The sequence below is a fragment of the Mycobacterium sp. NPDC003449 genome, assembly GCF_053588415.1.
In genome coordinates this window covers 22,308-47,083 of record NZ_JBSFPX010000033.1, presented here as the reverse complement: position 1 = coordinate 47,083, position 24,776 = coordinate 22,308, and the positions used below count along the sequence as shown (strand labels likewise).

The 24,776-nt window shown below is 68.0% G+C and carries 24 protein-coding genes and 1 pseudogene; 14 read left to right on the top strand and 11 right to left on the bottom strand.

Annotated features, from left to right (window positions below; translation table 11 throughout):
- A pseudogene (locus ACWDTP_RS11850) lies at positions 1-331 on the bottom strand (hypothetical protein); the annotation flags it as partial.
- Between the two features lie 138 nt (positions 332-469).
- Complete coding sequence (locus ACWDTP_RS11845; RefSeq protein ID WP_450019766.1) at positions 470-1,183, bottom strand: GntR family transcriptional regulator; 714 nt, start codon at positions 1,181-1,183, stop codon at positions 470-472.
- 151 nt (positions 1,184-1,334) lie between these two features.
- Here ACWDTP_RS11845 and ACWDTP_RS11840 point away from each other — a divergent pair, with 151 nt between their 5' ends.
- From ACWDTP_RS11840 to ACWDTP_RS11825, 4 genes are read left to right on the top strand one after another with little or no spacing between them, the layout of a single operon-like run.
- The gene (locus tag ACWDTP_RS11840) at positions 1,335-2,300 is read left to right on the top strand and encodes a phosphate/phosphite/phosphonate ABC transporter substrate-binding protein (protein ID WP_450019765.1); all 966 of its coding nucleotides are present in this window, start codon (positions 1,335-1,337) and stop codon (positions 2,298-2,300) included.
- Positions 2,301-2,306: 6 nt separating this feature from the next.
- The gene (gene phnC / locus ACWDTP_RS11835; RefSeq protein WP_450019763.1) at positions 2,307-3,125 is read left to right on the top strand and encodes a phosphonate ABC transporter ATP-binding protein; all 819 of its coding nucleotides are present in this window, start codon (positions 2,307-2,309) and stop codon (positions 3,123-3,125) included.
- Complete coding sequence (phnE, locus tag ACWDTP_RS11830; RefSeq protein WP_450019761.1) at positions 3,122-4,720, top strand: phosphonate ABC transporter, permease protein PhnE; 1,599 nt, start codon at positions 3,122-3,124, stop codon at positions 4,718-4,720. Before phnC ends, phnE begins: the two co-directional genes overlap by 4 nt.
- Positions 4,696-5,721, top strand: a complete 1,026-nt coding sequence (locus ACWDTP_RS11825; protein WP_450019759.1) for a zinc-binding dehydrogenase — start codon at positions 4,696-4,698, stop codon at positions 5,719-5,721. The genes phnE and ACWDTP_RS11825 overlap by 25 nt, the downstream gene beginning before the upstream one ends.
- On the opposite strand, the gene ACWDTP_RS11820 is transcribed toward ACWDTP_RS11825, so the two are convergent.
- Positions 5,702-6,409 (bottom strand): hypothetical protein, encoded by a 708-nt coding sequence (locus ACWDTP_RS11820; protein WP_450019758.1) that lies wholly within the window; start codon positions 6,407-6,409, stop codon positions 5,702-5,704. The genes ACWDTP_RS11825 and ACWDTP_RS11820 overlap by 20 nt on opposite strands.
- Positions 6,410-6,467: 58 nt before the next feature.
- On the bottom strand, positions 6,468-7,349 hold the full coding sequence (locus ACWDTP_RS11815) for a glycoside hydrolase family 16 protein (RefSeq protein ID WP_450019773.1): 882 nt from the start codon (positions 7,347-7,349) through the stop codon (positions 6,468-6,470).
- Positions 7,350-7,801: 452 nt separating this feature from the next.
- On the opposite strand from ACWDTP_RS11815, the gene ACWDTP_RS11810 reads away from it, so the two are divergent.
- From ACWDTP_RS11810 to ACWDTP_RS11790, 5 genes are read left to right on the top strand one after another with little or no spacing between them, the layout of a single operon-like run.
- A complete protein-coding gene (locus ACWDTP_RS11810; RefSeq protein WP_450019756.1) occupies positions 7,802-9,436 on the top strand; it encodes an ABC transporter substrate-binding protein in 1,635 nt (544 codons plus the stop codon).
- Complete coding sequence (locus ACWDTP_RS11805; RefSeq protein WP_450019754.1) at positions 9,436-10,413, top strand: ABC transporter permease; 978 nt, start codon at positions 9,436-9,438, stop codon at positions 10,411-10,413. Before ACWDTP_RS11810 ends, ACWDTP_RS11805 begins: the two co-directional genes overlap by 1 nt.
- Before the next feature lie 3 nt (positions 10,414-10,416).
- Positions 10,417-11,379 (top strand): ABC transporter permease, encoded by a 963-nt coding sequence (locus ACWDTP_RS11800; RefSeq protein WP_450019752.1) that lies wholly within the window; start codon positions 10,417-10,419, stop codon positions 11,377-11,379.
- Positions 11,376-12,362, top strand: coding sequence for an ABC transporter ATP-binding protein (locus tag ACWDTP_RS11795; protein ID WP_450019750.1), 987 nt, complete (start codon positions 11,376-11,378; stop codon positions 12,360-12,362). The genes ACWDTP_RS11800 and ACWDTP_RS11795 overlap by 4 nt, the downstream gene beginning before the upstream one ends.
- Positions 12,359-13,360 (top strand): ABC transporter ATP-binding protein, encoded by a 1,002-nt coding sequence (locus ACWDTP_RS11790; protein ID WP_450019748.1) that lies wholly within the window; start codon positions 12,359-12,361, stop codon positions 13,358-13,360. Before ACWDTP_RS11795 ends, ACWDTP_RS11790 begins: the two co-directional genes overlap by 4 nt.
- Here the strand turns inward: ACWDTP_RS11790 and ACWDTP_RS11785 are convergent.
- Positions 13,351-15,213 (bottom strand): Hsp70 family protein, encoded by a 1,863-nt coding sequence (locus tag ACWDTP_RS11785; protein ID WP_450019746.1) that lies wholly within the window; start codon positions 15,211-15,213, stop codon positions 13,351-13,353. The genes ACWDTP_RS11790 and ACWDTP_RS11785 overlap by 10 nt on opposite strands.
- Before the next feature lie 226 nt (positions 15,214-15,439).
- Here ACWDTP_RS11785 and ACWDTP_RS11780 point away from each other — a divergent pair, with 226 nt between their 5' ends.
- Positions 15,440-15,898: a nuclear transport factor 2 family protein gene (locus ACWDTP_RS11780; RefSeq protein ID WP_450019744.1), complete on the top strand. Its 459-nt coding sequence runs from the start codon at positions 15,440-15,442 to the stop codon at positions 15,896-15,898.
- A gap of 1 nt (position 15,899) precedes the next feature.
- Here ACWDTP_RS11780 and ACWDTP_RS11775 read toward each other — a convergent pair whose 3' ends face one another.
- Genes ACWDTP_RS11775 through ACWDTP_RS11765 form a run of 3 tightly spaced genes read right to left on the bottom strand, consistent with a single transcriptional unit; the run spans position 15,900 to position 18,019 of the window.
- Entirely contained in the window at positions 15,900-16,553 is a 654-nt protein-coding gene (locus tag ACWDTP_RS11775) for a L,D-transpeptidase family protein (protein WP_450019742.1), read from the bottom strand.
- A 51-nt stretch (positions 16,554-16,604) separates the two neighbouring features.
- A complete protein-coding gene (locus tag ACWDTP_RS11770) occupies positions 16,605-17,429 on the bottom strand; it encodes an SRPBCC family protein (RefSeq protein ID WP_450019740.1) in 825 nt (274 codons plus the stop codon).
- Positions 17,420-18,019: an ArsR/SmtB family transcription factor gene (locus ACWDTP_RS11765; RefSeq protein ID WP_450019738.1), complete on the bottom strand. Its 600-nt coding sequence runs from the start codon at positions 18,017-18,019 to the stop codon at positions 17,420-17,422. Before ACWDTP_RS11765 ends, ACWDTP_RS11770 begins: the two co-directional genes overlap by 10 nt.
- Before the next feature lie 59 nt (positions 18,020-18,078).
- Here ACWDTP_RS11765 and ACWDTP_RS11760 point away from each other — a divergent pair, with 59 nt between their 5' ends.
- A complete protein-coding gene (locus ACWDTP_RS11760) occupies positions 18,079-19,551 on the top strand; it encodes a bifunctional phosphatase PAP2/diacylglycerol kinase family protein (RefSeq protein WP_450019736.1) in 1,473 nt (490 codons plus the stop codon).
- On the opposite strand, the gene ACWDTP_RS11755 is transcribed toward ACWDTP_RS11760, so the two are convergent.
- The gene (locus tag ACWDTP_RS11755) at positions 19,505-20,164 is read right to left on the bottom strand and encodes a phosphatase PAP2 family protein (RefSeq protein ID WP_450019734.1); all 660 of its coding nucleotides are present in this window, start codon (positions 20,162-20,164) and stop codon (positions 19,505-19,507) included. The two genes, ACWDTP_RS11760 and ACWDTP_RS11755, sit on opposite strands and share 47 nt — an antisense overlap.
- Positions 20,165-20,221: 57 nt before the next feature.
- Between ACWDTP_RS11755 and ACWDTP_RS11750 the strand changes: the two genes are divergently transcribed.
- The 3 genes from ACWDTP_RS11750 (at position 20,222) to stf0 (ending at position 23,033) form a co-directional block, all read left to right on the top strand.
- On the top strand, positions 20,222-20,704 hold the full coding sequence (locus ACWDTP_RS11750) for a hypothetical protein (RefSeq protein ID WP_450019732.1): 483 nt from the start codon (positions 20,222-20,224) through the stop codon (positions 20,702-20,704).
- 79 nt (positions 20,705-20,783) lie between these two features.
- On the top strand, positions 20,784-22,151 hold the full coding sequence (locus ACWDTP_RS11745) for a sulfatase family protein (protein ID WP_450019730.1): 1,368 nt from the start codon (positions 20,784-20,786) through the stop codon (positions 22,149-22,151).
- A gap of 78 nt (positions 22,152-22,229) precedes the next feature.
- The gene (gene stf0 / locus ACWDTP_RS11740; protein ID WP_450019728.1) at positions 22,230-23,033 is read left to right on the top strand and encodes a trehalose 2-sulfotransferase; all 804 of its coding nucleotides are present in this window, start codon (positions 22,230-22,232) and stop codon (positions 23,031-23,033) included.
- On the opposite strand, the gene ACWDTP_RS11735 is transcribed toward stf0, so the two are convergent.
- Together ACWDTP_RS11735 and ACWDTP_RS11730 are read right to left on the bottom strand one after the other, a co-directional pair.
- Entirely contained in the window at positions 23,028-23,876 is an 849-nt protein-coding gene (locus tag ACWDTP_RS11735) for an alpha/beta fold hydrolase (RefSeq protein WP_450019726.1), read from the bottom strand. The genes stf0 and ACWDTP_RS11735 overlap by 6 nt on opposite strands.
- A gap of 66 nt (positions 23,877-23,942) precedes the next feature.
- Positions 23,943-24,707 carry a trans-aconitate 2-methyltransferase gene (locus ACWDTP_RS11730; protein ID WP_450019771.1) on the bottom strand — a complete coding sequence of 255 codons (765 nt, stop codon included), beginning with the start codon at positions 24,705-24,707 and terminating at the stop codon, positions 23,943-23,945.
- Positions 24,708-24,776 lie beyond the last annotated feature (69 nt).

The window sequence follows — 24,776 nt, the reverse complement described above, 5'->3', positions numbered from 1 at the left end:
GCAGGCCGCGTTCCGGGGCGAGTCCCACCGGCAGCAGCTGCGGGATGTTGATGACCCGCCACCGCGACGCCGTGGCGGGCTGCGTCGCGGCCACCATGTTCACGCCCGCCTGCTCGACGACGGGACCCGACGCCTGCCCGCGGGGTGCGTTGACCACCTCCATGCAGCACGGCGGTCCGTCGTCGGCCACAACAGGTTTGGCGGGTGGCTTTTCGGGTACCGGTTGTACGTCACCGCCGAGCGCGAAGAACGCGGCGGCCGGAGCGATGAGCGCAGCTGCGACACCAGGCGACCGCCGCCGGCTGGGCCCGGCTTTCTGGTGTCTGCCCACACCGGCACCCTACGGGTAGCTGGAGATCATTGCAGCAACCCTCAGGGGGATCTGAGAGATTCCTCAGAGTTCTGTCAAGACTACGCTTTCAGCGTTTCCGCAGGTCATTAATCACAAAATGGTTACAAATCGGCCTCGTTACGGAGCATGCATCACGGCCGTGAACGTCATCCGATCGCCGCGGTACAGCGACCGTCTTTGCTCGATCGGAATACCGTCCTGATCGTGGGAAACCCGGTTGAGCAGAAACATCGGAGTCCGGGAATCGACCGTGAGCAGAGCCGACTCCCGCGCGTCGGGCAGGGCGGTGTCGATGGTGTCGAAGGTCCGCTCGAAGCGGATGCCTCGGCTGCGTATCTCGGCGTACAGCGACGCCCGGAAATCGAACGTCTCGCGCAGCCCCGGGTAGCGCGCGGCGGGCAGTTTCGTGGTCTCCAGACCGACCCGCACCCCGTCGGTGGTCAGGACCCGCTCCAGCTGGACGATGGGCGCGCCGACCTCGATGCCGAGCTGCCCGGCGAGCACCTCGTCGGCTTCCAGATCGCTCCAGCCGACCAGGATGCGCCCGGCGTGCAGGCCCTGCTCCTTGGCGGCCTCGGTATAGGAACCCATGGCCAGCGGTTGCAGGATCTTGGGCCGGGCGACCACGGTGCTGCGGCCCCGACGCTCGATCCGGCCGGACAGCAGTAGCTCGCGCATCGCCTGACGGACCGTTTCGCGGGCCACCTCGAACCGCTCGGCGATCTCACGCTCGGACGGAAACGGATCCCCGACGTCCATATCGTCGAGCAGCCGGTCCAGCTGCCCGCGGACCACCTGATGTTTGAGAACCCTGGGCGCCGCCGCAGTCACCCGCCCACGATATCAAAGTTGGTCTATACCATGGTATAGACCAACTTTTGGAGCGTTGTTCACCTGCCGTTCGAATTCGATGCACCCGTTGGTATAGACCAAGACTCAGGGTATGGGCAGTCCTCGCGCCTCCCCGAAAGGTCCCCGCGCCATGAAACTCCGTACCCGCCCACTCGCGGCCGCCGCGGCCGCCGTCGCCCTGGTCATGTCCGGCTGTTCGGGCTCGGGCTCCGATACCGACGCGCCCAACGCCCAGGGTTTCCCCGAGACGATCACCCTGGCCGCCATCCCCGCCGAGAACTCCAGTGACCTCAAGGCCAGCTACGAGCCGCTGATCAAGCTGCTGGAGAAGGAAACCGGATCCAAGATCGACTTCGTCCAGGCCTCCGACTACGCGGGCGTGGTCGAGGGCATGATCGCCGACAACGTCGACCTCGCCTTCTTCGGTCCGTTCGCCTACGTGGTGGCCGGCATCAACGGCGCCAAGCTCACCCCGGTCGGTGCCGTGATCAAGGACGAGGGAACCCCGCCCGGCTACCAGTCCTACGGCCTGGCCCGCGCCGACGAGGCAGACATCAACGGCCTCAAGGACTTCGCCGGTAAGAAGGTCTGCTTCGTCGACCCGGGCTCCACCTCGGGCTTCCTCTACCCGACCGCCGGGCTGATCGAGGCCGGGGTGATCAAGTCCGGTGCCGAAGGCGATATCTCGGCGGCGATGTCGCCCATCTTCGCCGGCGGCCACGACTCGTCGGCGCTGGCGATCGCCAACGGTGACTGCGACGCCGGGTTCGCGTTCGACACCATGGTCGACAAGACCATGGTCGAGAAGGGCGATCTCAAGCCCGGCCAGCTCAAGACGGTGTGGAAGTCCGACACCATCGCCGGCTCGGTCTTCGCCGCCAACGATTCACTGGGCACCGAGGCCACCGACAAGCTCAAGACCATCTTCACCGAGAAGGCCAACGTGAAATCCCTGGAGGCAGAAGGGTTCTGTGAGGGCGACGGCTGCCGGATCACCGACGAGCGGGCGTGGGGTGTCGTCGAGGCCAAGGACTCGGACTATGACGGTGTGCGGCACGTGTGCGATGTGACCGGCTCCGAGAAGTGCAAGGGCTGAGCCGAGATGTCCGCCCCGGCACCCGACCATCCCGTCGCCGGCGACGACGTCGTCGTATCCGCCCGCGACGTCACCAAACGCTTCGGCGACACCCTCGCACTGCAGGACGTCTCACTCGACGTGCACCGCAGCGAGATGCTGGTCCTGCTCGGCCTTTCCGGATCGGGCAAGTCCACGCTGCTGCGCTGCCTCAACGGTCTGCACCCCGTCACGTCGGGCACCGTCGACGTCGGCGGGATCCGGGTGGACCAGGCCTCCGGCGCCCAACTGCGGGCACTGCGCCGACGTGTCGGGTTCGTCTTCCAGCACTTCAACCTGGTCGGCCGGCTGAGCTGTCTGGAGAACGTCCTGATCGGCGGGCTCGGAGCGCTGCGAGTCCCCCGCTACGGCGCGCTGACCTATCCGAAACGGATGCGGACCGAGGCGCTGGCCCACCTGGACCGCGTCGGGTTGGCCGACTTCGCCGAACGCCGCGCCGATACGCTCTCCGGCGGCCAGCAGCAGCGTGTCGCCATCGCGCGCACCCTGATGCAGAAGCCCGGCCTGCTGCTGGCCGACGAGCCGGTGGCATCGCTGGATCCCGAAAACGCCGGTGTCGTCATGGATCTGCTGTTCCGGGTGTGCATCGAGGAGAAACTCACCGTGGTGTGCACGCTGCACCAGGTCGACCTGGCACTCGGCTGGGCCCACCGCATCGTCGGCCTGCGCAGCGGCCGCAAAGTGCTCGACCGCCCCGCGGTGGGTATGGCCCGCGACGACGTCATGGCGATCTACCAGCGCGTCGACCCCGCAGTCAGCGACACCTCGGCGGCCCGCAGGTCATGACCGCCCACGTCACCGAGCGACCGGCGGTACCGCCCCCGCCGCCACGAAACCGCAAGCCGCCCTTGCCGGGTCTGCTGCACCTGGTCGCCCTCGCGGCCGTCCTGGCCACGCTGGCCTCGGCCTGGTCGATCGAATTCTTCCCGGCCGCCCTCCTCGACGGTTTCGACGATGTGGTCGCGCTGCTGGAGCGGATGGTCCCGCCGCGGCTCGACGATCCGGGCCGCATCGCGGGTCTGGCCGTCGAGACGCTGCTGATGGCCGTCCTTGGCACCGTGCTGGCCGCCGTCGCCTCGGTGCCGCTGGCATTCCTGGCCGCTCGCAACACCACACCGCATCCCGCGGTCTACGCCGTGGCCCGCGCGATCATCACCTTCTGCCGCGCCATGCCGGACCTGCTGTTCGCGGTGCTCTTCGTGCGGGCGCTCGGAATCGGCGTGCTGCCCGGCATTCTGGCGCTGGCCCTGCACTCGATCGGCATGCTCGGCAAGCTGTTCGCCGATGCGATCGAGCAGACCGACCCCGGTCCCCGCGAGGCGGTGCGCAGCACCGGGGCGGGGTATCTGCGCGAGATGGTGAACGCCGTCATCCCGCAGGTGGTGCCGTCCTGGATCGGCACGTTCGTCTACCGGATCGACATCAACCTGCGCATGTCGGTGGTGCTCGGGTTCGTCGGCGCGGGCGGGATCGGTTTCGCGTTGCAGGATGCGCTGCGGGGCCTGATCTATCCCCGGGCGCTGGGCATCGTGTGTGTGATCCTGGTGATCATCGCGGCGATGGAACTGCTGGCGATCGTCATCCGCAGGATGCTGCTGACACCGGGGCTGTCCAGCCCGGCCCGCGATCGCATCACCCGGTTCGCGTTCTCCGCTCTGCTGGCCGGCACCTGCCTGGCCGCGTTGGTGGTGCTGAAGATCCACCCGTTGTCGTTGGTCACCTGGGTGTTCGGATCCGTCGAGGTGTTCGCCAGGATGATCCCGCCCGACTTCAGTGCCCTCGGCGGCGAACTGTTCGTCGCCGCAGCACAGACCGTTGCGATCGGCGTGGTGTCGACGGCCATCGGCATCGTGCTGTCGGTCCCGGTCGGCATCCTCGCCGCCCGCAACGTCACGCCGCACGCCTCGCTGTACTGGCTCGCGCGCGGCTGGATCCTGCTGGTGCGCGCGGTCCCCGAACTGATCCTGGCCGTGGTGTTCGTCGCGGCGCTGGGTCTCGGGCCGATCGCGGGCACGTGCGCACTGGCCATCGGATCGGTGGGCTTCCTGGCCAAGCTGGTGGCCGACGCCGTCGAAGAGATCGATCCCGGCCCGATGGAAGCCGTCCGATCGGTCGGCGGCGGTTGGTGGAACACGTTGTTCGCCGCGGTGATTCCGCAATCCATGCCTGCCATGGTCGGGTCGAGCCTGTACCTGTTCGACGTCAACGTGCGCACCTCGACCATCCTGGGCATCGTCGGCGCGGGCGGTGTCGGCTTCCTGCTGTTCGAGTCGATCCGCACGCTGAACTTCGATGTGGCCGGGGCCATCGTGATCGTCATCTTCGTCATCGTCTACGCCATCGAAAGGTTGTCCGGATGGATCCGGTCCCGCCTCGTGTGACCACGGCCGCGGTCTGGACCGGAGGCTCCGGCGTCGAGTTGCGCAAGGTCGAGATCCCCGAACTGGGCGACGGCGACGTCCTGGTCCGGGTGCGGCTGGCCACGGTGTGCGGCAGCGATCTGCACACCGTGTCCGGCAGGCGGCCGTCGCCCTGCCCGTCGATCCTCGGCCATGAGGCGGTCGGCGAGGTCGTCGGGGCGGGCAACCGCGCCGCGGCCACGATCGGGCAGCGGATCGTCTGGTCGGTGACCGTCGCCTGCGGCGAATGCCCGCGGTGCCGTGCGGGTTTGACCGCCAAATGCATTTCGGTGCGCAAGATCGGACACGAACCCTTCGACGGCGACTGGCCGCTGTCGGGGTCATACGCCGAGCATGTCGTGCTGCCCAAGGGCACCGCGATCACGCCGGTCCCCGCGCAGCTGCCCGACCCCGTCGCGGCACCCGCGGCCTGCGCGACGGCCACGGTGATGGCCACCCTGGAGGCGGCGGGCCCGCTCGCCGGCCGCCGGGTGCTGATCGGCGGGGCCGGCATGCTCGGGCTCACCGCGGTCGCGGCCTGCGCCGAGGCCGGCGCCGACGTCCAGGTGGTCGACCGCGACCCCGAACGTCTGGAACAGGCAACGCAATTCGGCGGCCGGGCGGCCGCCGGCGATACCGTCGATGTGGCGATCGACTACACCGGATCGACTGACGCCGTCGCGGCGGCGCTCGCCCGGCTCGACGTGGGTGGCACCCTGGTGCTGGCCGGGTCGGTGGCCCCGGGGCCGCCGCTGACGATCGACCCCGAAGCGGTTGTCCGGCAATGGCTCACCATCACCGGTGTCCACAATTACGAACCACGTCACCTGCACCGGGCCGTGGAGTTCCTGGCCCGCACCCGCGAACGTCATCCGTGGGCAACGCTGGTGGGCGACCCCGTCCCGCTCGAGGAGATCGAGACCGCGCTGCGGGCGCCGCGGGCAGGCACGCTGCGCACCGCGGTCACGCCCGCAGACCGGTGACGGCGAACTTCTCGACGGACGCGATATGCCCGCCGGTCCACACCACCAGCGTGAGCGCGCCGGGCCTGGCCGGAGTCGCCAGCTCCACCCGGGCCGACCAGGGGCGCTGCTGTCCTCCCGCGGGCAGGCAGCAGTAGTCGCCGAGCACATCGTCCTGCGTGCTCTGCCGCACCTGCAGATGCAGGCTTTCGTCCACCCCGGTGATGGTCCCGCCCGCCTCGATGTCGGGCCCCGCGGCGCTGCCGTACGGCGGGGTCTGCAGGGTGAGTACGTCGTCGCGGGTGCCGACCACCTCCCACGGGGCGCCCGGCCGGTCGCCGAACCGGGCCAGGTGGATCGTCGCGACGGTCACGGGGTCGGCAGCGGAATCGGCCTCGGGTAGCTGGTAGCCGACGCCGATCCAGGCCTCACCGGGCTGTTCGGTGACGGTGGTGGTCCGGTCGATCTCGGTGAAGCCCAGGTAGTTCTGGGTGAAGAACAGCGCGGTCGCCTCGGCATCGGCATGCCAGGGCGAATGCCCCTCGGCGGCATCGCCGTCCAGCCAGCGGTCGGCCTCGTGTTGCGATGCGAACGGCCACAGCGGCTGGTAGCCAAAGGCATTGGATGGCGGGTCGGCGGCCGCCGTGCCGCAGCCAACGAGCATGACGGCGGCCAGCACCATGGCGACACGGCGTGCCAGGACGATCATCGTCGACAAGGTTAACGAAGAACCTGAAGGGTGTTCGTTAAACGCGCCGATCGATCGGTCAGCCCTGGAAGACCCTGATCCAGTCGACCAGCATCTCGGCCGGGTAGTCGCCCCCGCTGGGGTCGCGGCCACCCGAGCCGCCCACCGCGATGTTGAACACCGGCGCCAGGGTGTAGCCGGGATCGTTGAACGGCCAGTCCTGCAACGAGTTTGCCGGCACCTCGAAGAACGGATCCATGCCGGGGGCGTAGTCCTTCCAGAAGTACATCCCCTGCGGGGTCCACGACATCCGCCAGGTGTGCCAGCCGCTGTCGATGGGGTGCCGGTCGGTGGCGAACGACTCGCCGTCCAGCCGGGCGTGCACCGTGGTGCCCGACGGCCAGTCCCGGTTGCCGTACCACTCCACCAGGTCGACCTCGCCACCGCGGACGGGATCCTCATTGAGCAACCAGAACGCCGGCCACGCGCCGTCGGTCAGGCAGTTGAGCTTGACCCGCGCCTCCCAGGTGGTGCCGATGCCACCGCGCCAGTTCCCGACCACCTTGGCGCTGGCGTACTTCTCCTGGATCGTGGTGCCCGGCCCGCGGGTCGCGCGGATCACCAGGTTGCCGTTGCCGTCCTGGAACGCGTGCTCCTGGTCGGTCACGTAGCGACCCATGTTGAACGGTTTATCCCACTCGACCGGGTTCTTGATGGTCTCGCGCGCCGGTACCAGATGCCACGCCGCCGGATCCGGCGGCGACCCGGCCGGACCGTTGAACTCATCCTGGAAGATGAATGCGGGACCGGCATCGGCTGCCGCCTCAGGCGCCCCCGGCGCGGCCGGTCCGGGCGGGGCCGGGTTGTCCCCGATGGCCGGATCGGCACCGGCCACCCCGGCCGGCATCGCTGCGGCTGCCACCCCCAGACCCATCATGAACATCACACGGCGGCGATCCATTTCAGGCACACGCACACAATAGAGGGGCGGCCATGGATACGGCGTATTTCGGGGTGCCAAACGGGCCTTCGAACCCCTGCCGGATCCGCCGTCTCATGGCAAACGTGCAGCTGAGGGCGCTCGACGGCGATCGGTGCCCAGCGCAACTTAGGCAGCAGGGTGTCGGTCACGACGATACCGGCCACCCCGGCGCCGTTATTGACGGTGTCGTCCGCCACCGCGTCCGGGACGGGCGGCGCCCCGCCCCGGCGTCACAATTTCGTCATAGATTCCACGAAACCCCGCGGGCCACGACCGTTTCGCCTGAACTTCTGCTCACCCCGGGCTGCGCAGTAGAAAATTCGGCCGTTCGAGTTGCAGGCCGTGGAATTTCCCGAAAGATGCTCAACGACTCATCGAAATGGCGTACAGCTGTACCCGGAGTAAACCGGGTTGGAGATCAAGGGGAATAGATGCTCGCGCCGCGCAGACTACTGACCATCACCAGCATCGCCGCGCTGACGGCGTTCAGCGCCGCCTGCGGCGGCGGAGGCTCCGGCGCCAAGGAGGGCGGCGAGATCAACGTCACCATGACCTCGTTCCCCGACTACGTCGACCCACAGTTGTCCTACACGCTGGAGGGCTGGGAGGTCCTCTACAACGCCTACACCCCACTACTGACCTACAAGCACGCCAAGGGCGAGGAAGGCACGGAGGTGGTGCCCGGCCTGGCCAAGGCGATGCCCGAGGTATCCCCCGACGGCAAGACCTACAAGCTCACGCTGCGCCCGAACATGAAGTACGCCGACGGAACCCCCATCAAGGCATCGGATTTCACCTACGCCGTGAAACGGTTGTTCAAGGCCGATTCCGGCGGCTCGGTGTTCTACGGCGTCATCGTCGGCGCCGACGACTACGCCGACGGTAAGGCCGAGGACATCAGCGGCATCAAGACGGATGATGACACCGGTGACATAACCATCACCCTGAACGCCCCCAACGGTACTTTCGACAACCTGCTCGGACTGCCGTTCGCCGCGCCGGTACCGCCGACGACACCCCTCGACAAGGACGCGACCAACACTCCGCCGCCGGGCAGCGGGCCGTTCACCATCACGAAGGTCGACGCACCGCACACTTTGACGATGGAACGCAATCCGCAGTTCCACACGGTCAAGGACGCAGGTGCCGACGATGTGGCCGACGCCCACGTCGACAAGATCATCGTCACCCAGAACAAGAGCAACAGCGCCCAGGTCACCGGCATCGAGCAGAACAAGATCGACTACATGTCGGATCCTCCCGACGCCGACCGACTGCCGGAGGTCAAGGCCCGCTTCAGCGATCGGTTCCGGATGGAGGATTCGATCAACACCTACTACTTCTGGATGAACACCCAACAGGCCCCGTTCAACGACCTGCGGGTCCGCCAAGCGATCAACTACGCCATCGACCCCGAGGCGCTCAACCGGATCTTCGGTGGCCGCCTACACCCCACCCAGCAGATCCTGCCGCCGGGCATGCCGGGCTATGACGAGTACAAGCTGTATCCGGGGCCGGATATCGCCAAGGCCAAAGCGCTTATCGCGGAGGCCAATCCGGCCGACCGGGCGATCACCGTGTGGACCGACGACGAGCCCGACCGCAAGCGGATCGGCGAGTACTACCACGATGTGCTGACCCAGCTCGGCTTCAACGCCACGCTCAAAGTCATTGCCGGAGACGTCTACTGGACGACAATCGGCAACCAGACCACACCCGATCTCGACACCGGGTTCGCGGACTGGTTCCAGGACTTCCCCCATCCCGACGATTTCTTCCGCCCGTTGATCAACGGTAAGAGCATCCTGCCGACCAACGGCAACAACTATTCCCGGGTGAACATCCCCGAACTCGACGCCAGGATGGACCAGCTGCGCACCCAACAGATGTCGGATGAGGTCAAGAAGGGCTACGCGGACCTGGACCGTGCCTACATGGAGCAGGCGGTGTGGGCGCCCTACGGCAACGAGGAGTTCACCACGTTCCTGTCGGATCGGATGGACTTCGACACCAGTTACCGTCATCTACTGTTCAACCAGGACTTCACCTCGTTCGCCCTGAAGTGATGACGGTTGCCATCGAGGGGCGCAGCCCCTGGTACCTGGCCTGGGTCCGGTTGCGCCGCAACAAGTTGGCGATCGCGTGCGGAGTTCTGTTCGTGCTGATCGTGGTGCTGTGCCTGGCGGCACCACTATGGGCCGACCACGTGGCGCACACCTCCCCCAACGAGAACCACATCACCGACAAGGTCCTCATCGACGGAGTGCAGACCAACGTGGTCTCCCCCGACGGCACTCCGATCGGGCCCGGCCTGCACGGCCGGTACCTGTTGGGGGCCGATCAGAACGGCCGAGACGTCATGGTGCGACTGCTGTACGGGGGCCGCACCTCGATCTACATCGGCCTGGCCGCCGCCCTCACCACGACCGTGCTGGCGGTGATCATCGGGTTGCTCGCCGGGTACTACCGGGGCTGGATCGACACCCTGCTGTCCCGGGCGATGGATGTGGTGTGGGCATTCCCGGTGCTGCTGCTGGGGATCGCACTGGGCACGGCGCTGGCCCTCGGCGGGTTCAAGCTCGGCCCGGTCAAGGTGGCGGGTGACTCGATCTGGATTCCGATCCTGATCATCGGCTGCGTCTACGTCCCGTACATGGCGCGGCCGATCCGCGGTGAGGTGCTCTCGTTGCGGCAGAAGGAGTTCGTGGAGGCGGCCGTCGCGATGGGCAAGGGTCCGCTGCGGATCATGGTCTCCGAACTGCTGCCCAACATCGTGTCGACGATCATCGTGTTCTTCACCCTCAACATCGCCAACAACATGTTGCTGGAGTCGGCGCTGTCGTTCCTCGGGGCCGGGGTGCGCCCGCCCAACGCATCCTGGGGCACCATGATCGCCGACGGTTACCAGACCATCTACACCGCACCGCACCTGACGATCGTTCCCGGCCTGATGATCGTGATAACGGTGCTGGCGCTCAACGTCTTCGGGGACGGGCTGCGCGATGCGCTCGATCCGAAATCCAAGATCCGGCTGGAGCACTAGACAATGATCCGGTTCCTCGTCCGACGTGTGCTCGGCATGGTCGCGGTGCTGTTCGCGATCTCGATGCTGGTGTTCGTCATCTTCAACGTGATCCCCAACTCCGATCCCGCGGCCCGCATCGCCGGCAAGAACGCGAATCCGGCACTGATCGCCAGGGTCAGCCACGACCTCGGCCTCGACCAGCCGATACCGGTGCAGTACCTGACCATGATGAAGCAGATCCTCACGGGGAAGCTCACCTCGTATGCCAGCGACCGCAATGTGGCCGAACAGATCTGGGATGGTCTGCCCGCCACGATGTCGTTGTGCATCGGCGCGGCGGTGCTGTGGATGGCCCTGGCCATCTGGTTCGGCTATCTCAGCGCGGTGCATGCCGGCAAGTTCACCGACCGGGCGCTGACCATCCTCTCGCTCGTCGGTATCTCGATGCCGGTGTTCTGGCTGGCCGCCATCCTGCTGTACTTCCTGACCTACAAGGTGGAGTTGTTTCCGGCCAGCAGCTATGTGCCACTCACCGAAGATCCGCTGCAGTGGGCGTATCACCTGATCCTGCCCTGGATCACGCTGGCCGTACTCTTCGTCGGGTTCTACAGCCGGGTGCTGCGGACCAACATGCTCGACGTGGCCAACGAGGACTACGTGCGCACCGCCAGGGCCAAAGGCATCGCCGAGCGGCAGGTGCGGCTGCGCCACATCCTGCGCAACTCGCTGATCCCGATCGTCACGCTGTTCGGGCTGGACTTCGGTGCGGTGGTGGGCGGGGGTGCGATCCTGACCGAAACGGTGTTCAACATCAACGGAGTCGGCCTGTACGCCGGCGAGGCGATCCGCACCCTGGATCTGCCGCCGCTGATCGGGGTGACGATGTACGGCGCCTTTTTCATCGTGCTGTTCAACACGATCGTCGACCTGCTCTACGCATACCTCGACCCACGCATTCGACTCGGAGAGGCGGCCGCGGCATGAGCCCGATACTTCAGGTCACCGGTCTGCGGGTCGCCTTCGTCACCGAGGGCGGCGTGGTGCAAGCAGTCGACGGGGTGTCCTTCGACCTCAAACCCGGCGAAATCCTGGCCGTGGTCGGCGAATCCGGGTCCGGCAAGAGCGTCACCGCACAGACATTGATCGGCCTGACCCGCTCCGCCAACGCCGTGATCGACGGATCTGTCGACTTCCGGGGGCGCGAGATCAACGGCATGGACGACGACGGGCTGCGCGACATCCGCGGTGAGCACGTCGCCATGGTGTTCCAGGACCCGATGACCTCGTTGAATCCGGTGTATCGGGTCGGCGATCAGATCGTCGAGGCGATCCGGGCGCACCGCGAGGTGTCCAAGGCCGACGCCCGGGCTCAGGCGGTGGAACTGCTGCGGGCCGTGGGTATCCCGCATCCGGAACGCCGGGTGTCGGATTATCCGCACGAGTTCTCCGGCGGCATGCGGCAACGGGTGATGATCGCGATGGCGCTGGCGCTGGAGCCCGAGGTGCTGATCGCCGATGAGCCGACCACCGCGCTGGACGTGACGGTGCAGGCGCAGATCCTGCGGCTGATCGACCAACTCAACCGGGACCGGGACCTGGCCGTGGTGCTGATCACCCACGATCTCGGCGTGGTGGCCGAAGCCGCCGACCGGGTCATGGTGATGTATGCGGGGCAGATCGTGGAGAACGGCACGCTCGACGAGATCTTCTACGATCCGCAACATCCCTACACCTGGGGTCTGCTGGGATCGCTGCCCCGCGTGGAGGATTCCCAGCCGGGACGACTGCCTCAGATCCCCGGACAGCCACCGTCGCTGCTCGATCCGCCGACCGGCTGCAGGTTCGCCGCCCGGTGTGCCCACAGATTCGACAGGTGTTCAGAACCCCCGCCACTGGAGAACCACGACGGCGGAACGCATCTGGACCGTTGCTGGCTGTCCCCCGCCGAGAAGAGGAGCCTCCGGTGACCGCACTGCTGGAGGTGACCGATCTGGTCAAGCACTTCCCGATCAAGTCCGGTGTCGTCATCGACCGCGAGGTGGCGCGGGTGCGGGCGGTGGACGGCGTCAGCCTCAGCCTGGACAAGGGCGAGACGCTCGGGTTGGTGGGCGAGTCGGGGTGCGGGAAGTCCACCCTGTGCCGCGTCATCCTGCAGCTGACCCAGGCCACCTCGGGTTCGGTCCGGTTCGACGGTGAGGAACTCGTCGGCCGATCCCAGCGCGACCTGCGTCGAGTGCGCCGGCAGATGCAGATGATCTTCCAGGACCCGTTCGCCTCGCTGAACCCGCGCAAGCGGGTGGGTCAGATCATCGGCGACCCGATGGAGTTGCATGGCCTGGCCGGTGGTTCGGAGCTCCGGCGGCGCGTGCACGAGCTGCTCGAACGGGTCGGCCTGGCGGCCGAGCACTACAACCGGTTCCCGCACGAGTTCTCCGGCGGTCAGCGCCAACGCATCGGTATTGCCAGAGCCCTTGCCCTACAACCGAAGTTGATCATCGCCGATGAGCCGGTTTCGGCCCTCGACGTATCGGTGCAGGCCCAGATCATCAATCTGCTGAAGGATCTGCAGCAGGAGTTCGGCTTGTCCTATCTGTTCGTCGCGCACGATCTGGGTGTGGTGCGCCACGTATCGGACCGGGTGGCGGTGATGTACCTTGGCAAGATCGTCGAAAGTGCCGACGCCGACGGGCTCTACAGCCGGCCGCTGCATCCGTATTCGGGCGCACTGCTTTCGGCCGTGCCCATACCCGATCCGCGGCGAAACGCGGCCAGGGAGCGGCTGGTTCTCGAAGGCGATGTGCCGAGCCCGATCAATCCGCCCTCGGGTTGCAGTTTCCACACCCGCTGTCCGTGGTGCACCGAGGTGTGCGGTTCGGAGGCCCCGGCCCTGGTCGACCTGGTCGGCGGGCACGCGGCGGCCTGCCACCATCCCCGCAACCTGGAGGACGCCAACCCTCACGGGTAGGGCTGGTAGGGATACTGCGGCTGCTGCTGATACGGGTTCTGCGGGTAGGGATTCTGCTCGTAAGGGTTCCGCGGGTACGGATTCTGCGTTGTGCCCTGGTTCGGTACCTGGATCGGGATCGGTACCGGCACGAACGGCACCGTGACGTACGTCGTCGTCATCGGATTGGTCGTGGTCGTCGTGGTGGTGGGTGTCGTCGTCGTGGTCGTCGGCGTGGGTGTGGTCGTGGTCGTCGTCGGCGTCGTTGTTGTGGTCGTGGTGGTTGTCGTGGTCGTCGTCGGTGGCGTCGTGGTCTGCGTGACCACCCGCGTCTCGGTGACCGGCGGCGGGGGTGGTGGTGGCGGCTCTTCGGTGATCGTCACCGGCGGAGGTGGCGGTGCCTCGGTAACCGGTGGCGGGGGCGCGATTTCGGCCGGGCTGGGCGTCGGCGGAGGCGTTTCGGTCAACGGTTTCGGCTCGGCGGTCTTGACCTCGGACGTCGTCGTGGTGCTCTGGGTCGAGCCGGTCAACGCGTAGGTCACGCCGCCCAGGGCCAGCAGCACGCACACCCCGGCCACCGCGAACACCGTCAGCGGTAGGCGCTTGGCGCCGCCGCGCGGCTGCTCGATCGGCCCGGTGGGCGCCACGTACTGCACCGCGGGGCGCGCCGAGGTCTCGCTGCCGTAGGAGTCGACGAGATCCGGTCCGGTGTAGGGCACGACGTCGTCGTCGGTGTCGTCCTGCGACCAGGCCAGCGCCCGGAAGGTCGACGAACCCGCTTGCTCGGCAGGCACGTCGGGGACGGGCGCGGCGGCCACCCCGAGGGTAGGTGCCGCCCCGGTCATGGCGTCGGCATCGGCGGCGAAGGCCGCCGCCAGGGCGGCACCGATCGCCGCGTCCAGCGCCGGTTGCGGCGTGGTGACCACGGCCGCCCGGGAATGTTCCGAAAGCTGTTGGGTGACAAGGGGAATACTCGCACCACCGCCGATGGTCACCACCGAGGACACCGCGGCCCAGTTGATCCGGTTGCGCTCCAACGCATTGTCCAATGCGGACAGCACGCCCGCGAAGGGCTGCCGCATGAGCGCTTCGAGTTCGGCGCGGGTGACCCGCACCGTTTCGGAGTATCCCGGCAGGTCGACCCGCAGGTCGGTCGAGGTCTGCTCCGACAACCGCTCCTTGGCCTGGCGGCATTCCTCGCGCAGCACGGCCAGCGATCCGACGGCCGCGGTGCCGGCCGGATCGATGCCACCGGCCTCGGCGACGCCGTCGAGCACATGGGCCAGCAGTGCCTGGTCGATCTGGTCGCCCGAGAAGTCCGGGTACCGGGTGGTCTCGTCGATCGGTTCGAACGAGGAGGCGGCGTCGGCGAGCGTGATGCTGGTGCCACCGCCGCCGAAGTCCAGCAACGCCACCACGCCGGTGGGCGGCAGGCCCGGATTGGCCCGCAGCGCGGTCAGCGACGCCACGGCGTCGGGGACCAGCCGGGCCGGCATCCCGTCGCGGGACAGATTGGGATTGCTGCGCAGCGCATTGCGCAGGGCGCGCAGGGTGGGCGCGCCCCAGTGCGCCGGGACCGAGATCGCCACCTGCGGGGACGGCCCGCCCGCGGCATCGACCATCGCGTCGAGCGCCTCGACCAGCAGGGTATCGGCCGGGTAGGACGCCCCGTCGGGGGCCACCAGGGGGACCGGGTCGCCCACCCGGTCGACGAACCCGCTCAAGGTGACGCCGGACCCGGATGCGGGCACGCCGACCTGCGGCGTGCGGTCTGTCGACAGGGTCAACACCGCTCGCCGGCTGACAGGTTGATTGCCGACACGCGCCGCAACCAGGTTGGTGGTCCCGATCGACAACCCCAACGGGTCGCTCATAACGCAGCCCACCATAGCCGCTCGCGCCGCAGATGCCCATTTGACACTCCGCGCCAGACGCGAAGTCGGCTCAGCCGCCTACGTTTTGGACTGCCGCCACAGCGGGCTCTCACGCATCGCATAGCAATCCCGGCCGCGTGGCGAGCCGGCTGGACGCGCAGGGGCCGATCGGCCATTTTCCGCTACCCCGACTTCACTCGGCTACCGGTGTGCTGCAATGACGGGCATGGGCGACATCGACGAGATCAAGCAAGTCAAGTACCGGTACCTGCGGGCCCTCGACACCAAGAACTGGGACGAGTTCGCCGATACCCTCACCGAGGATGTCGCCGGTGACTACGGGCAGTCGCTGGGCGAGGCGCTGCATTTCACCGAGCGCGACACCCTGGTGGAGTTCATGAAGCGCTCGCTGGGCCCCGAGATCATCACCGAACATCGCGTGGCGCATCCGGAGATCACCGTGACCGGCGACGAGGCCACGGCCACCTGGTACCTGCAGGACCGGGTGATCGCGCCCGACTTCAACTTCATGCTGATCGGGGCGGCGTTCTACCACGACGCCTACCGCCGGACCGGCGACGGCTGGAAGATCAGCGCCACCGGCTACGACCGCACCTACGATGCCACCATGTCGCTGGATGGCCTCAACTTCAAACTCAAACGCGGTGCGGCACTGCATCTCTGAATCACTTCGCGACGGCGATCAGCGCGCCGGGCTTCAGCCAGCGGATGATCTGCACCAGGCTGGCATCGTCGATGGCCACACATCCCGCGGTCGGGCCGCGGTCGGTGGTGTGCACGAAGAACGCGCCGCCGTTGCCGGGCACCCTGGCCTTGTTGACCCCCATCACCACGGCGTGCTTGTACTGCGGGATCTGCAGGTTCTCGGTGCCGCTGCTGGGATCGGTGTCGAACGGGCACTGCGCCTTCTGACACACCTGCATGGTGTTGTAGGTGGGGCTTTTCATATCCCCGTCCCACCAGTGGTCGGGTCCGACCTGGACGTACTGCAGCCCACCGCCCGGATTGGGTGCAGTGCCGAAGGCGAAGTCCAGGGTGAAGACCCCCATCGGCGTCTTCATCTCACCGTCGTGGGTCTGAGCGGCCATACCGTTCGAGCCGATGTTGGCGTCTATGCCGGCCGCGACGGGTTGCCATCCGGCAGGCCCGCGTTGCCACACATCCATTTTGGCTTTCGAACCGCCCACGCCGACAACGGAAATCACCTGACTGGCGGTGCCGACCGACGGCGCGAACCAGGGCGGGTCGACGGCGTTGGCGGACGGCGCACAGGTCAACGCGAGCGCGGCTGCGCACAGCACGACCAGCAGTTGACGCACGCATCCATCGTCGACGCCGACCCTATAGTTCCGATAAAGGTTGAGACACGATCAGATCGCGGCCTCGGCACCGATCAATTCGCCGATCCACGCCGACCATCCGGATTGTTCGGCGGCCGCGGTCGCGGCAGCCTGCGCACCGTAGAGGTACATGCTGACGATCGCACGCGCCTCCTCGCCCACCGGGCAACTGCCGATCACCGCGGTGCCACCGCACGGCTCGTCCAGGCCGATCATGATCTCACGACTCCGCGCGTCCTGATGGACGCGTTTCACCACACCCGCCAGCCGTGGTGCACCCTGCGGGGTTTCGGCGCGGTCGCCGACATTGAGCCCGGTGAGGTTGAGCGCGGCGGTCAACCGGGTCCACAGTGCCCCCATCTGCACCGGGCCGCCCGCCATCGCGTTCACTGAGGCCGCCGGCTGCCCCGGGTAATCCTTGAGGTAGGTCTTGAGCACCTCGAAGAAGCCGGGCCAGCCGTTTTCGAAGCTCTCCAACTCGTCGTCCCAGTCGTCTCTTTCGGTGAACAGGCTGTGCACCATCCGCACCACGCAGCGGTCCCCGGAACGGCTCGTGACCACCACTTCGGTAACCACCGGCGGTGCCTCGCCGTTCCACCCCGGCTCCTCGTAGCCGAACCGGACCGGCGGCTCCCAGCCGGTGACCACACCGGGCGGGGACGGCGCACCGCAGTTTTCCTCGCCGAAGTCGAATGTGATTGCCCCACCCACATGTTCGTCGACGGTGGTCGGTGTGAACCAGGCACTGATGCCGGGACCGGTCGCGATGGCGTGCCAGACCTGTTCCGGGGTGCCCGGTACCAGGAATTCCAGCTCGACCCATCGTCGTCCGGAATCGTCTTTCCTCAAGGGCATTTCGGCTCCTCAGTATTCGGTTTCGGGTATGCGGCCAGGACCAGCCGGTACTCGCGTCCGGCGGGGTCACCGTCATCGTGATAGCGCGCCACCAGGGCGGTGACGGCCTGCGCGAGTTCGCGAGTGAAATCGGCGCGCTCGGCCGGGGTGCGGAAGCGGATCGCGGTGTCGATCGACAGCGTCGCCAACCGCTTGTTTCCGGCCCTGGCGCTGCGCCACAGGTCGCCGACCTCGCGCACCGCACGTGCGGACAGGGCGATCAGATGGCCGGCGGAGAGCCGGTCCTGGGTGCGGCCGGGATCGACCGCCGCCGGGCCGAGCGCCCCGGGCGACACCACATAGGACGACGCCGTCGCGACCAGCAGCCGCTCGGTCAGCCCACCCCACCGGCGTTCGCCTGCGACCGTGACCAGCCGGTGCTGCTCGAGCGTGCGCAGGTGGTAGTTGACCTTCTGGCGGGCGATTCCCACCCGGCCCGCCAGCGTCGCCGCCGAAGCCGGTTCGGCCAGTTCGGCCAGTAGCCGGCTGCGGATCGGGTCCAGCGCGACGACGGCCGCCGCCGGATCGTCGATCACCTCGAGGTCGAGCACAGAGGAATCGTGCTCTTTGAAAAGATTATTTGTCAATAGCTCCGGCTAGGTTGGCCGGCATGGATGTGCGACGAATCGGCAAGGGACTCGGCACCCTGGACCGTGAGATCTTCGAGGCCGTTGCCGAATCACCGAGCCCGCTGCTGGACACCGTGATGCCCCGGCTGACCAGGGCCGCCGATCATTCGAAACTGTGGTTCGCGATCGCGGCCGGTCTGGCCGCGGTCGGCAACACCTCGGTCCGCCGGGGCGTGGCCCGCGGCGTCGTCAGCCTCGCGGTGACCAGCCTGTTCGCCAATCAGGTCGCCAAACGGGTCTGGGTCCGGCCCCGGCCCGACCACACCCTGATCCCGCTCGCCCGCAGAACCCGCCGGTTGCCGACGTCGAACTCGCTGCCCTCCGGCCATTCGGCCAGCGCCGCGGCGTTCGCGGTGGGCGTCGGGCTGGAGAGCCCACCGGTCGGCCTCGGGCTGGCGCTGCTCGGCGGCCTGGTCGGGCTGTCCCGGGTGGCCACCGGCGCGCACTATCCCGGCGACGTGTTCGCCGGCTTCGGCATCGGCGCCGGCATCGCCATCCTCGGCGCCCGGGTGGTGCCGACCATTCCGGCCACCAGCCTGCCGACCGCCGACCCGCTGCCGTTCAAGACACCCGCCCGCCCGGACGGGGCCGGTGTGGTGCTGGTCGTCAATCCCGCCTCCGGCGGCGGCGCGGGCGCGACGGTGATCGAAGAGGTCCGAGAGGCGTTGCCCCGCACCGAGATCGTCGAGGTCACCGGGGATTCCGACGACACCACGATCGAGGCCGCCCTGCGGGAGGCCGCGGCCAGGTGCGAGGTGCTCGCGATCAGCGGCGGCGACGGCACGGTGGCCTGCGCGGCGGATGCCGCCGTCGGCGCGGGTGTTCCGCTCGCGGTGTTTCCCGGCGGGACGTTCAACCACTTCGCCAAGGACATCGGCTGCGATTCGGTGGCCCGTACCGTCGAGGCCATCCGGCGCGGGGACGCCTCGTATGTGGATCTGGTTCGTCTCAACGACACCCAGACCGTGGTCAACACCGCCAGCATCGGCGCGTACCCGACCTATGTCCGGATGCGGGAACGGCTCGAACACCGGATGGGCAAGCGGCTGGCCGGCGTCTACGCGATGTATCTGACCCTGCGCCGCGACGCCCCGGTGCGCATCAGCTATGACGACAAGACCCTGCAGACATCGCTGTTCTTCCTGGGCAACGGCACGTACTTCCCTTCCGGGTTCGCACCGGCACTGCGGCCCCGCATGGACGACGGCCTGATCGACGTGCGAATCCTGGAGACCGGCAGGCGGTTCAGCCGGCTGCGCATCGCCGCGGCCATCGCGATGGGCCGGCTCGAACGCAGCCCGCTCTACCACGAACTGCTGGTGCCCGAGTTCGGGTTCGTGACGGTCGACGGCCCCACGGTGCTGGCCCACGACGGCGAGGTCGGCGAGCTGTGCGATGCGGCCACGTTCAAGGTCGGCTACCGGGCCCTGCCGGTGTTTCGTCCACGGCGCTGACCCCCGGCGGTAACAACACCACCACGAGGACGAAGAACGCGTACCCCAGCGCCCACCCGGCCAGGACGTCGGAGGGATGGTGGACGTTGAGCACCACCCGGCCCACCCCGATCGCCACCACGACCACCGCGCCGAGCGCGACCAGCCAGCCGCGCAGCGGGGCACGCAGCACCGGCCACGCCACGGTCAGCAGCGCGAGCACGCTCACCAGCACCCCGAGCGCATGTCCCGACGGAAACGAGGTGGACAGGGCATGGACCATGGCGGTGTCGGGACGGGGGCGGTCGGCCAGGCCCTTGGCGATCTCGGTGACGATGCCGCTGAGCTGCACCGTCAGCAGCAGGAACAGCACGATCCGGTACCGGCGCCGGACCAGCAGCAGCGCCATGACGACCAGGACCGCGACCCGGAAACCGAACGGCCCGAGGACCGTGCAGAACGCGTCCCAGCCGGCGATCCACCCGGGGTGGGCCGTTCCGTACCGATAGGCGGGACCCAGTCCGGCATCGTCGAGCGCGGTCAACCACCGCAGCCGGTACCCGATCCACAACACCGCGTACAGGCCGACGGCAGCCACGGCCGTCGCGCTCAGCCAACTGGCCCGCGTCCCCATCTGACCATCTCTACCAGGTCCGATGCTCGTGCAATGAAGTCGAGCTAGCGTGCAGAGATGGCACTGTTGCTGCGAAAGCTGCTGCACATCGGGGCCCTGCCGGGTGACCTGCGCGCCGAAACCGAGGCCGAGGGGATCCTGTTCCTCGCCGAATACGTCCCGGTCACCAGACGCTTCACCGGGACGATCCCGGGCCATCGATCCGCGGGCAGCATCGCCAGCTACGCCGGGACGCTGGTACTGACCCGGCAGCGGGTGCTGGCCACCATGTCGACCATGCCCAAGCTGGCCGGCCGCAGCGTCGACCAGCCATGGGCGTCGGCGCAGTCCGGCGCGGTCAAGGCCGAGCTGGCACCGACCGGACTCACCGTCGACGTCGAACTCGACGACGTCGACCCGCGCTGCCGGGGGCACCTGTCGCTGCAGTACAAGACCGAGATCCCCGAGGACGTTCTGCGCCGGGTGCCGTGCCGGTCGCTGGCCTTCGACGTACCGCCCGAGTACGTGTTCCGCGCGATCGGCGTTCCCTACCACCCCTAGGTTGGATCTCGATGAGCCGAACGGTTGCCTGCGGGGCGCCGGGGCTGTTCGGTCGTCGAGTGATCAGAGAGGGCATGACGTGACCGAGCCGCGACGGCAGAACGTACTGATCGTGCACTGGCACGACCTCGGGCGCTATCTGGGCGTCTACGGTCACCCCGACGTCACGAGCCCCCGGCTCGACCGGTTCGCCGCCGATGCCATCGTGTTCACCCGGGCCCATGCCACGGCACCGCTGTGCTCACCGTCGCGCGGGTCGTTGTTCACCGGGCGCTATCCGCAGGGCAACGGCCTGCTGGGCCTGGCCCACCACGGCTGGGAGTACCGGGCCGGGGTGCGGACTTTGCCGCAGATCCTGTCCGAATCCGGTTGGTATACCGCGTTGTTCGGCATGCAACACGAGACCTCGTATCCGGAGCGGCTGGGATTCGACGAGTTCGACGTGTCCAGCTCGTACTGCGAGTACGTCGTCGAGCGGGCCACCCGGTGGCTGGCCGATCCACCCCGGCAGCCGTTCCTGCTCACCGCCGGATTCTTCGAGACGCACCGCCCGTACCCGCGCGACCGCTATCAGCCCGCCGACGCCGAAACCGTCTCCGTCCCGGCCTATCTACCCGATACCGGTGAGGTACGCGAGGATCTCGCCGAGTTCTACGGTTCGATCGCCGTCGCCGACGCCAAGGTCGGCGAACTGCTCGACGGTCTGGCCGCGACCGGGCTCGACGCGGACACCTGGGTGGTGTTCATGACCGACCACGGGCCTGCGTTGCCGCGGGCCAAATCGACGCTCTACGACGCCGGTACCGGCATCGCGCTGATGGTGCGCCCACCCCGCGGCGCCGGTGTCGCGCCCCGGCGCTACGACGACCTGTTCAGCGGCGTCGACCTGCTGCCCACGCTGCTCGAATTGCTCGGCGTCGCCGTTCCCGCGGACATCGACGGACTTTCGCACGCCGGCAACCTGCTCGCGGCGACGGATGCGGCCCGGGTGCGCAGCGAGGTTTACACCACCAAGACCTACCACGATTCCTTCGACCCCATCCGCGCGGTCCGGACCAAGGAGTACAGCTATATCGAAAACTACACGGCCCGGCCATTATTGGACCTGCCCTGGGATATCGCCGACAGCCCACCGGGACGCATCGTCGCCCCCGATGCGCGAACGCCGAGACCGGGCCGCGAACTCTACGATCTGACCACCGATCCGCACGAGGCCACCAACCTGCTCGGACCGGGTGCCAGCGACAAGGCCGAGGCGGTCGCCGACGAACTCGCGCTGTTGCTCAACGACTGGCGGCAGCAGACGCACGACGTCATTCCCTCCGACTTCGCCGGGACCCGAATATCGGAGCGGTACACCGAAACATATCTGCACAATCACGGCAGGCCCGCGACCAGCCGCTCGGCGGCGGCCCACGATCGAGGTATCGCCGAAACCCACGGGTAATTTTATTCACGGCAAACGAAAACACTTGACCGCCCGGCAGCTAGGCGCCGCATATCCGATGCGGTTACAGTCACGCGCATGCCCGACCACCCGACGGCCTATCTGGTGCTCGCGTCCCAGCGCAGCGGCAGCACCTTGCTGGTGGAATCCTTGCGCGCCACCGGGGTAGCCGGTGAGCCGCAGGAGTTCTTCCAGTATCTGCCGACCACCAGCCAGTCCCCGCAGCCACGGCAGTGGTTCACCGGCATCGACGACGAATCGATCCTGCGGCTGCTCGATCCGCTCGACGAGGGCAAACCCGATCTCGCTCCGGCGCACATCTGGCGCGACTACATCCAGACGGTGGGCCGCACGCCGAACGGGGTGTGGGGCGGCAAGCTGATGTGGAACCAGACCCCGCTCCTGCTGGATCGCGCCGCGGACCTGCCGGACCGGTCCGGCGCCGGTCTGCTGGCGGCGATCCGCGACGTGGTGGGCAGCGATCCGGTGCTGATCCACGTGTACCGGCCCGATGTGGTGTCGCAGGCGGTCTCGTTCTGGCGTGCCGTGCAGACCCGGGTGTGGCGGGGCAGGCCCGATCCCGTGCGCGACGCCCGTGCCGAATACCACGCGGGCGCCATCGGGCACGTCATCGCGATGCTGCGGGCACAGGAGGAGGGCTGGCGGGCCTGGTTCGACGAGGAGGGCGTCGAACCGATCCGGGTCTCCTACCCCTACCTGTGGCGCAACCTCACCGAGGTGGTGGCCACGGTCTTGGAGGCGCTGGGCCTCGACCCGCGGTTGGCCCCGGCCCCGGTGCTGGAGCGCCAGGCCGATCAGCGTTCCGACGCGTGGGTGGACCGGTACCGTTGCGACGCCGAGAAGGACGGCCTGCCGTTATGACCGGCCCGGTACGCGGCTCTCATCCTCGGCATGGGTGGCGCAGAACGCTTCGAGTTCCTCGATGATCCGATCCTCATGCGTGACATACAGACCGTGTGCGGCGCCGGGGATCTCGATGAACTCCGCATGCGGCAACAGCGCGGCCGCGCGGCGGCCGGTCAGGTCGATCGGCGTCGACACGTCCGCATCGCCGTGGATCACCAGAACGGGCAGATCCAGGCGGGTGAGTTCGGCGCGGTAGTCGGTGCCCGCGCCCATCCGCTGGGTGGCGACCAGGGTGTCCACCGGCACGGCCGCAATCTGATCAACCGTCCACTCGACGATCTGGGGTTCCACGGTGTACCCGGCGCCGAAGAACGGCGGCGCGTTGTCGACACACCATTTCCGCGCATCGCGTTCCAGCTCGGCGACCATGGCGTCCACCATCGCCGCGTCGATGCCGTCCGGGTTGTCCGCGGTCCTGACCGTGAGCGGCAACTGGGGCGCCACCAACATCGCCCGGTGCACCCGCCCGGTGCCGTGCCTGCTGAGGTAGCGCACCGCCTCACCGCAGCCCAACGAATGTCCCACCAGGGTCACATCATCGAGGTCGAGCCGGTCGAGTAGTACGGCCAGGTCGTCGGCCAGCAGGTCCACCGTCCACTCGCCGTCGTGGGCGCCCGAGTTCCGGTGTCCGCGCCGGTCGTAGCTGACGCACCGAAAACCGTTGTGCACCAGGCGTTCGGCGATCCGGTCCCACTGTCCTCCGTTGAGCCCCCACGAGTGGGTGAAGACGACGGTGGGTCCGGTCCCCGCGTCGTTGTAGTGAAGTTCGGTGCGGTCCGCGGTCATCAAGGTGGGCATGTCCCCATCGTGGCCGACGGGTCGGCGAATATCGATTACCTCCGGGGTAAGCGTCGCGGCCCGCGCTCAGCTGGTCCTGGCGACCACGAAGATCCGCCGGAACGGGAAGTAGGTGATCCCGTCCGGCCTGGCCGGGTACGCCCGCGCCAACAGCGGGATGATCGCCTCGCGGTACCGCTGCCAGGCGTCCTCGGTGAGCCGGCCCCTGACCTGGGTCAGCGCGGTGCCGGTGATCCAGTCGAGAACCGGTGTCTGACCGGTCAATTGGTGCACATAGGTGGTCTCCCAGGCGTCGACCGTGCACCCGGCATCGGTGAGCAGCCCGGCGTACTGCTCGGGGGTGTCGACCTGGCCGGTGTCCCGCCACGGCATATCCCGCAACGCATCGGCGAACTCGGGGCTGCGCGCCAGCGTGCGCACCGCCTGGTGCGAGGGCGAATCGAAGTTTCCCGGCACCTGGAACGCGATCCACGCCCCTGGCGCGAGCCGCCGGGCCCAACCGGTCAGCAGCTCACGATGGCCGGGCACCCACTGCAGTGCGGCGTTGGACACCACCACGTCGGTGTCGGCCTGCGGCGTCCAGTCCTCGATCGCCCCGGCGCGCGCGTCGATTCCGCGCCCCCTGGCCGCATCCACCATCTCTGGTGAGCTGTCCCACGCCTCCAGCGCCGCATCCGGCCAGCGCCCCTTCAGCGTCTCGGTGAGATTGCCGGGCCCGCAGCCCAGGTCCACCACCCGGCGCGGCTCCTCGGCGGCCACCCGCGACAGCAGGTCGAAGAACGGGCGGCCTCGATGATCGGCGAACGCCAGGTAGGTGTCGGGATTCCACATGATGCCCATTTTCCTCCCTTGAGGTGGGCCCCGGTCACCGTCCCCGGGTTCGGGTGCGATGATCCCTGA

Bases quoted from the DNA above. Each gene is read 5' to 3' on its own strand.
- ACWDTP_RS11840 (WP_450019765.1), top strand. From the start codon at position 1,335: ATGAAACTCCGTACCCGCCCACTCGCGGCCGCCGCGGCCGCCGTCGCC.
- phnC (WP_450019763.1), top strand. From the start codon at position 2,307: ATGTCCGCCCCGGCACCCGACCATCCCGTCGCCGGCGACGACGTCGTC.
- phnE (WP_450019761.1), top strand. From the start codon at position 3,122: ATGACCGCCCACGTCACCGAGCGACCGGCGGTACCGCCCCCGCCGCCA.
- ACWDTP_RS11825 (WP_450019759.1), top strand. From the start codon at position 4,696: ATGGATCCGGTCCCGCCTCGTGTGACCACGGCCGCGGTCTGGACCGGA.
- ACWDTP_RS11820 (WP_450019758.1), bottom strand. From the start codon at position 6,409: ATGATCGTCCTGGCACGCCGTGTCGCCATGGTGCTGGCCGCCGTCATG.
- ACWDTP_RS11815 (WP_450019773.1), bottom strand. From the start codon at position 7,349: ATGGATCGCCGCCGTGTGATGTTCATGATGGGTCTGGGGGTGGCAGCC.
- ACWDTP_RS11810 (WP_450019756.1), top strand. From the start codon at position 7,802: ATGCTCGCGCCGCGCAGACTACTGACCATCACCAGCATCGCCGCGCTG.
- ACWDTP_RS11805 (WP_450019754.1), top strand. From the start codon at position 9,436: ATGACGGTTGCCATCGAGGGGCGCAGCCCCTGGTACCTGGCCTGGGTC.
- ACWDTP_RS11800 (WP_450019752.1), top strand. From the start codon at position 10,417: ATGATCCGGTTCCTCGTCCGACGTGTGCTCGGCATGGTCGCGGTGCTG.
- ACWDTP_RS11795 (WP_450019750.1), top strand. From the start codon at position 11,376: ATGAGCCCGATACTTCAGGTCACCGGTCTGCGGGTCGCCTTCGTCACC.
- ACWDTP_RS11785 (WP_450019746.1), bottom strand. From the start codon at position 15,213: ATGAGCGACCCGTTGGGGTTGTCGATCGGGACCACCAACCTGGTTGCG.
- ACWDTP_RS11780 (WP_450019744.1), top strand. From the start codon at position 15,440: ATGGGCGACATCGACGAGATCAAGCAAGTCAAGTACCGGTACCTGCGG.
- ACWDTP_RS11770 (WP_450019740.1), bottom strand. From the start codon at position 17,429: ATGCCCTTGAGGAAAGACGATTCCGGACGACGATGGGTCGAGCTGGAA.
- ACWDTP_RS11760 (WP_450019736.1), top strand. From the start codon at position 18,079: ATGGATGTGCGACGAATCGGCAAGGGACTCGGCACCCTGGACCGTGAG.
- ACWDTP_RS11755 (WP_450019734.1), bottom strand. From the start codon at position 20,164: ATGGGGACGCGGGCCAGTTGGCTGAGCGCGACGGCCGTGGCTGCCGTC.
- ACWDTP_RS11750 (WP_450019732.1), top strand. From the start codon at position 20,222: ATGGCACTGTTGCTGCGAAAGCTGCTGCACATCGGGGCCCTGCCGGGT.
- stf0 (WP_450019728.1), top strand. From the start codon at position 22,230: ATGCCCGACCACCCGACGGCCTATCTGGTGCTCGCGTCCCAGCGCAGC.
- ACWDTP_RS11735 (WP_450019726.1), bottom strand. From the start codon at position 23,876: ATGCCCACCTTGATGACCGCGGACCGCACCGAACTTCACTACAACGAC.
- ACWDTP_RS11730 (WP_450019771.1), bottom strand. From the start codon at position 24,707: ATGTGGAATCCCGACACCTACCTGGCGTTCGCCGATCATCGAGGCCGC.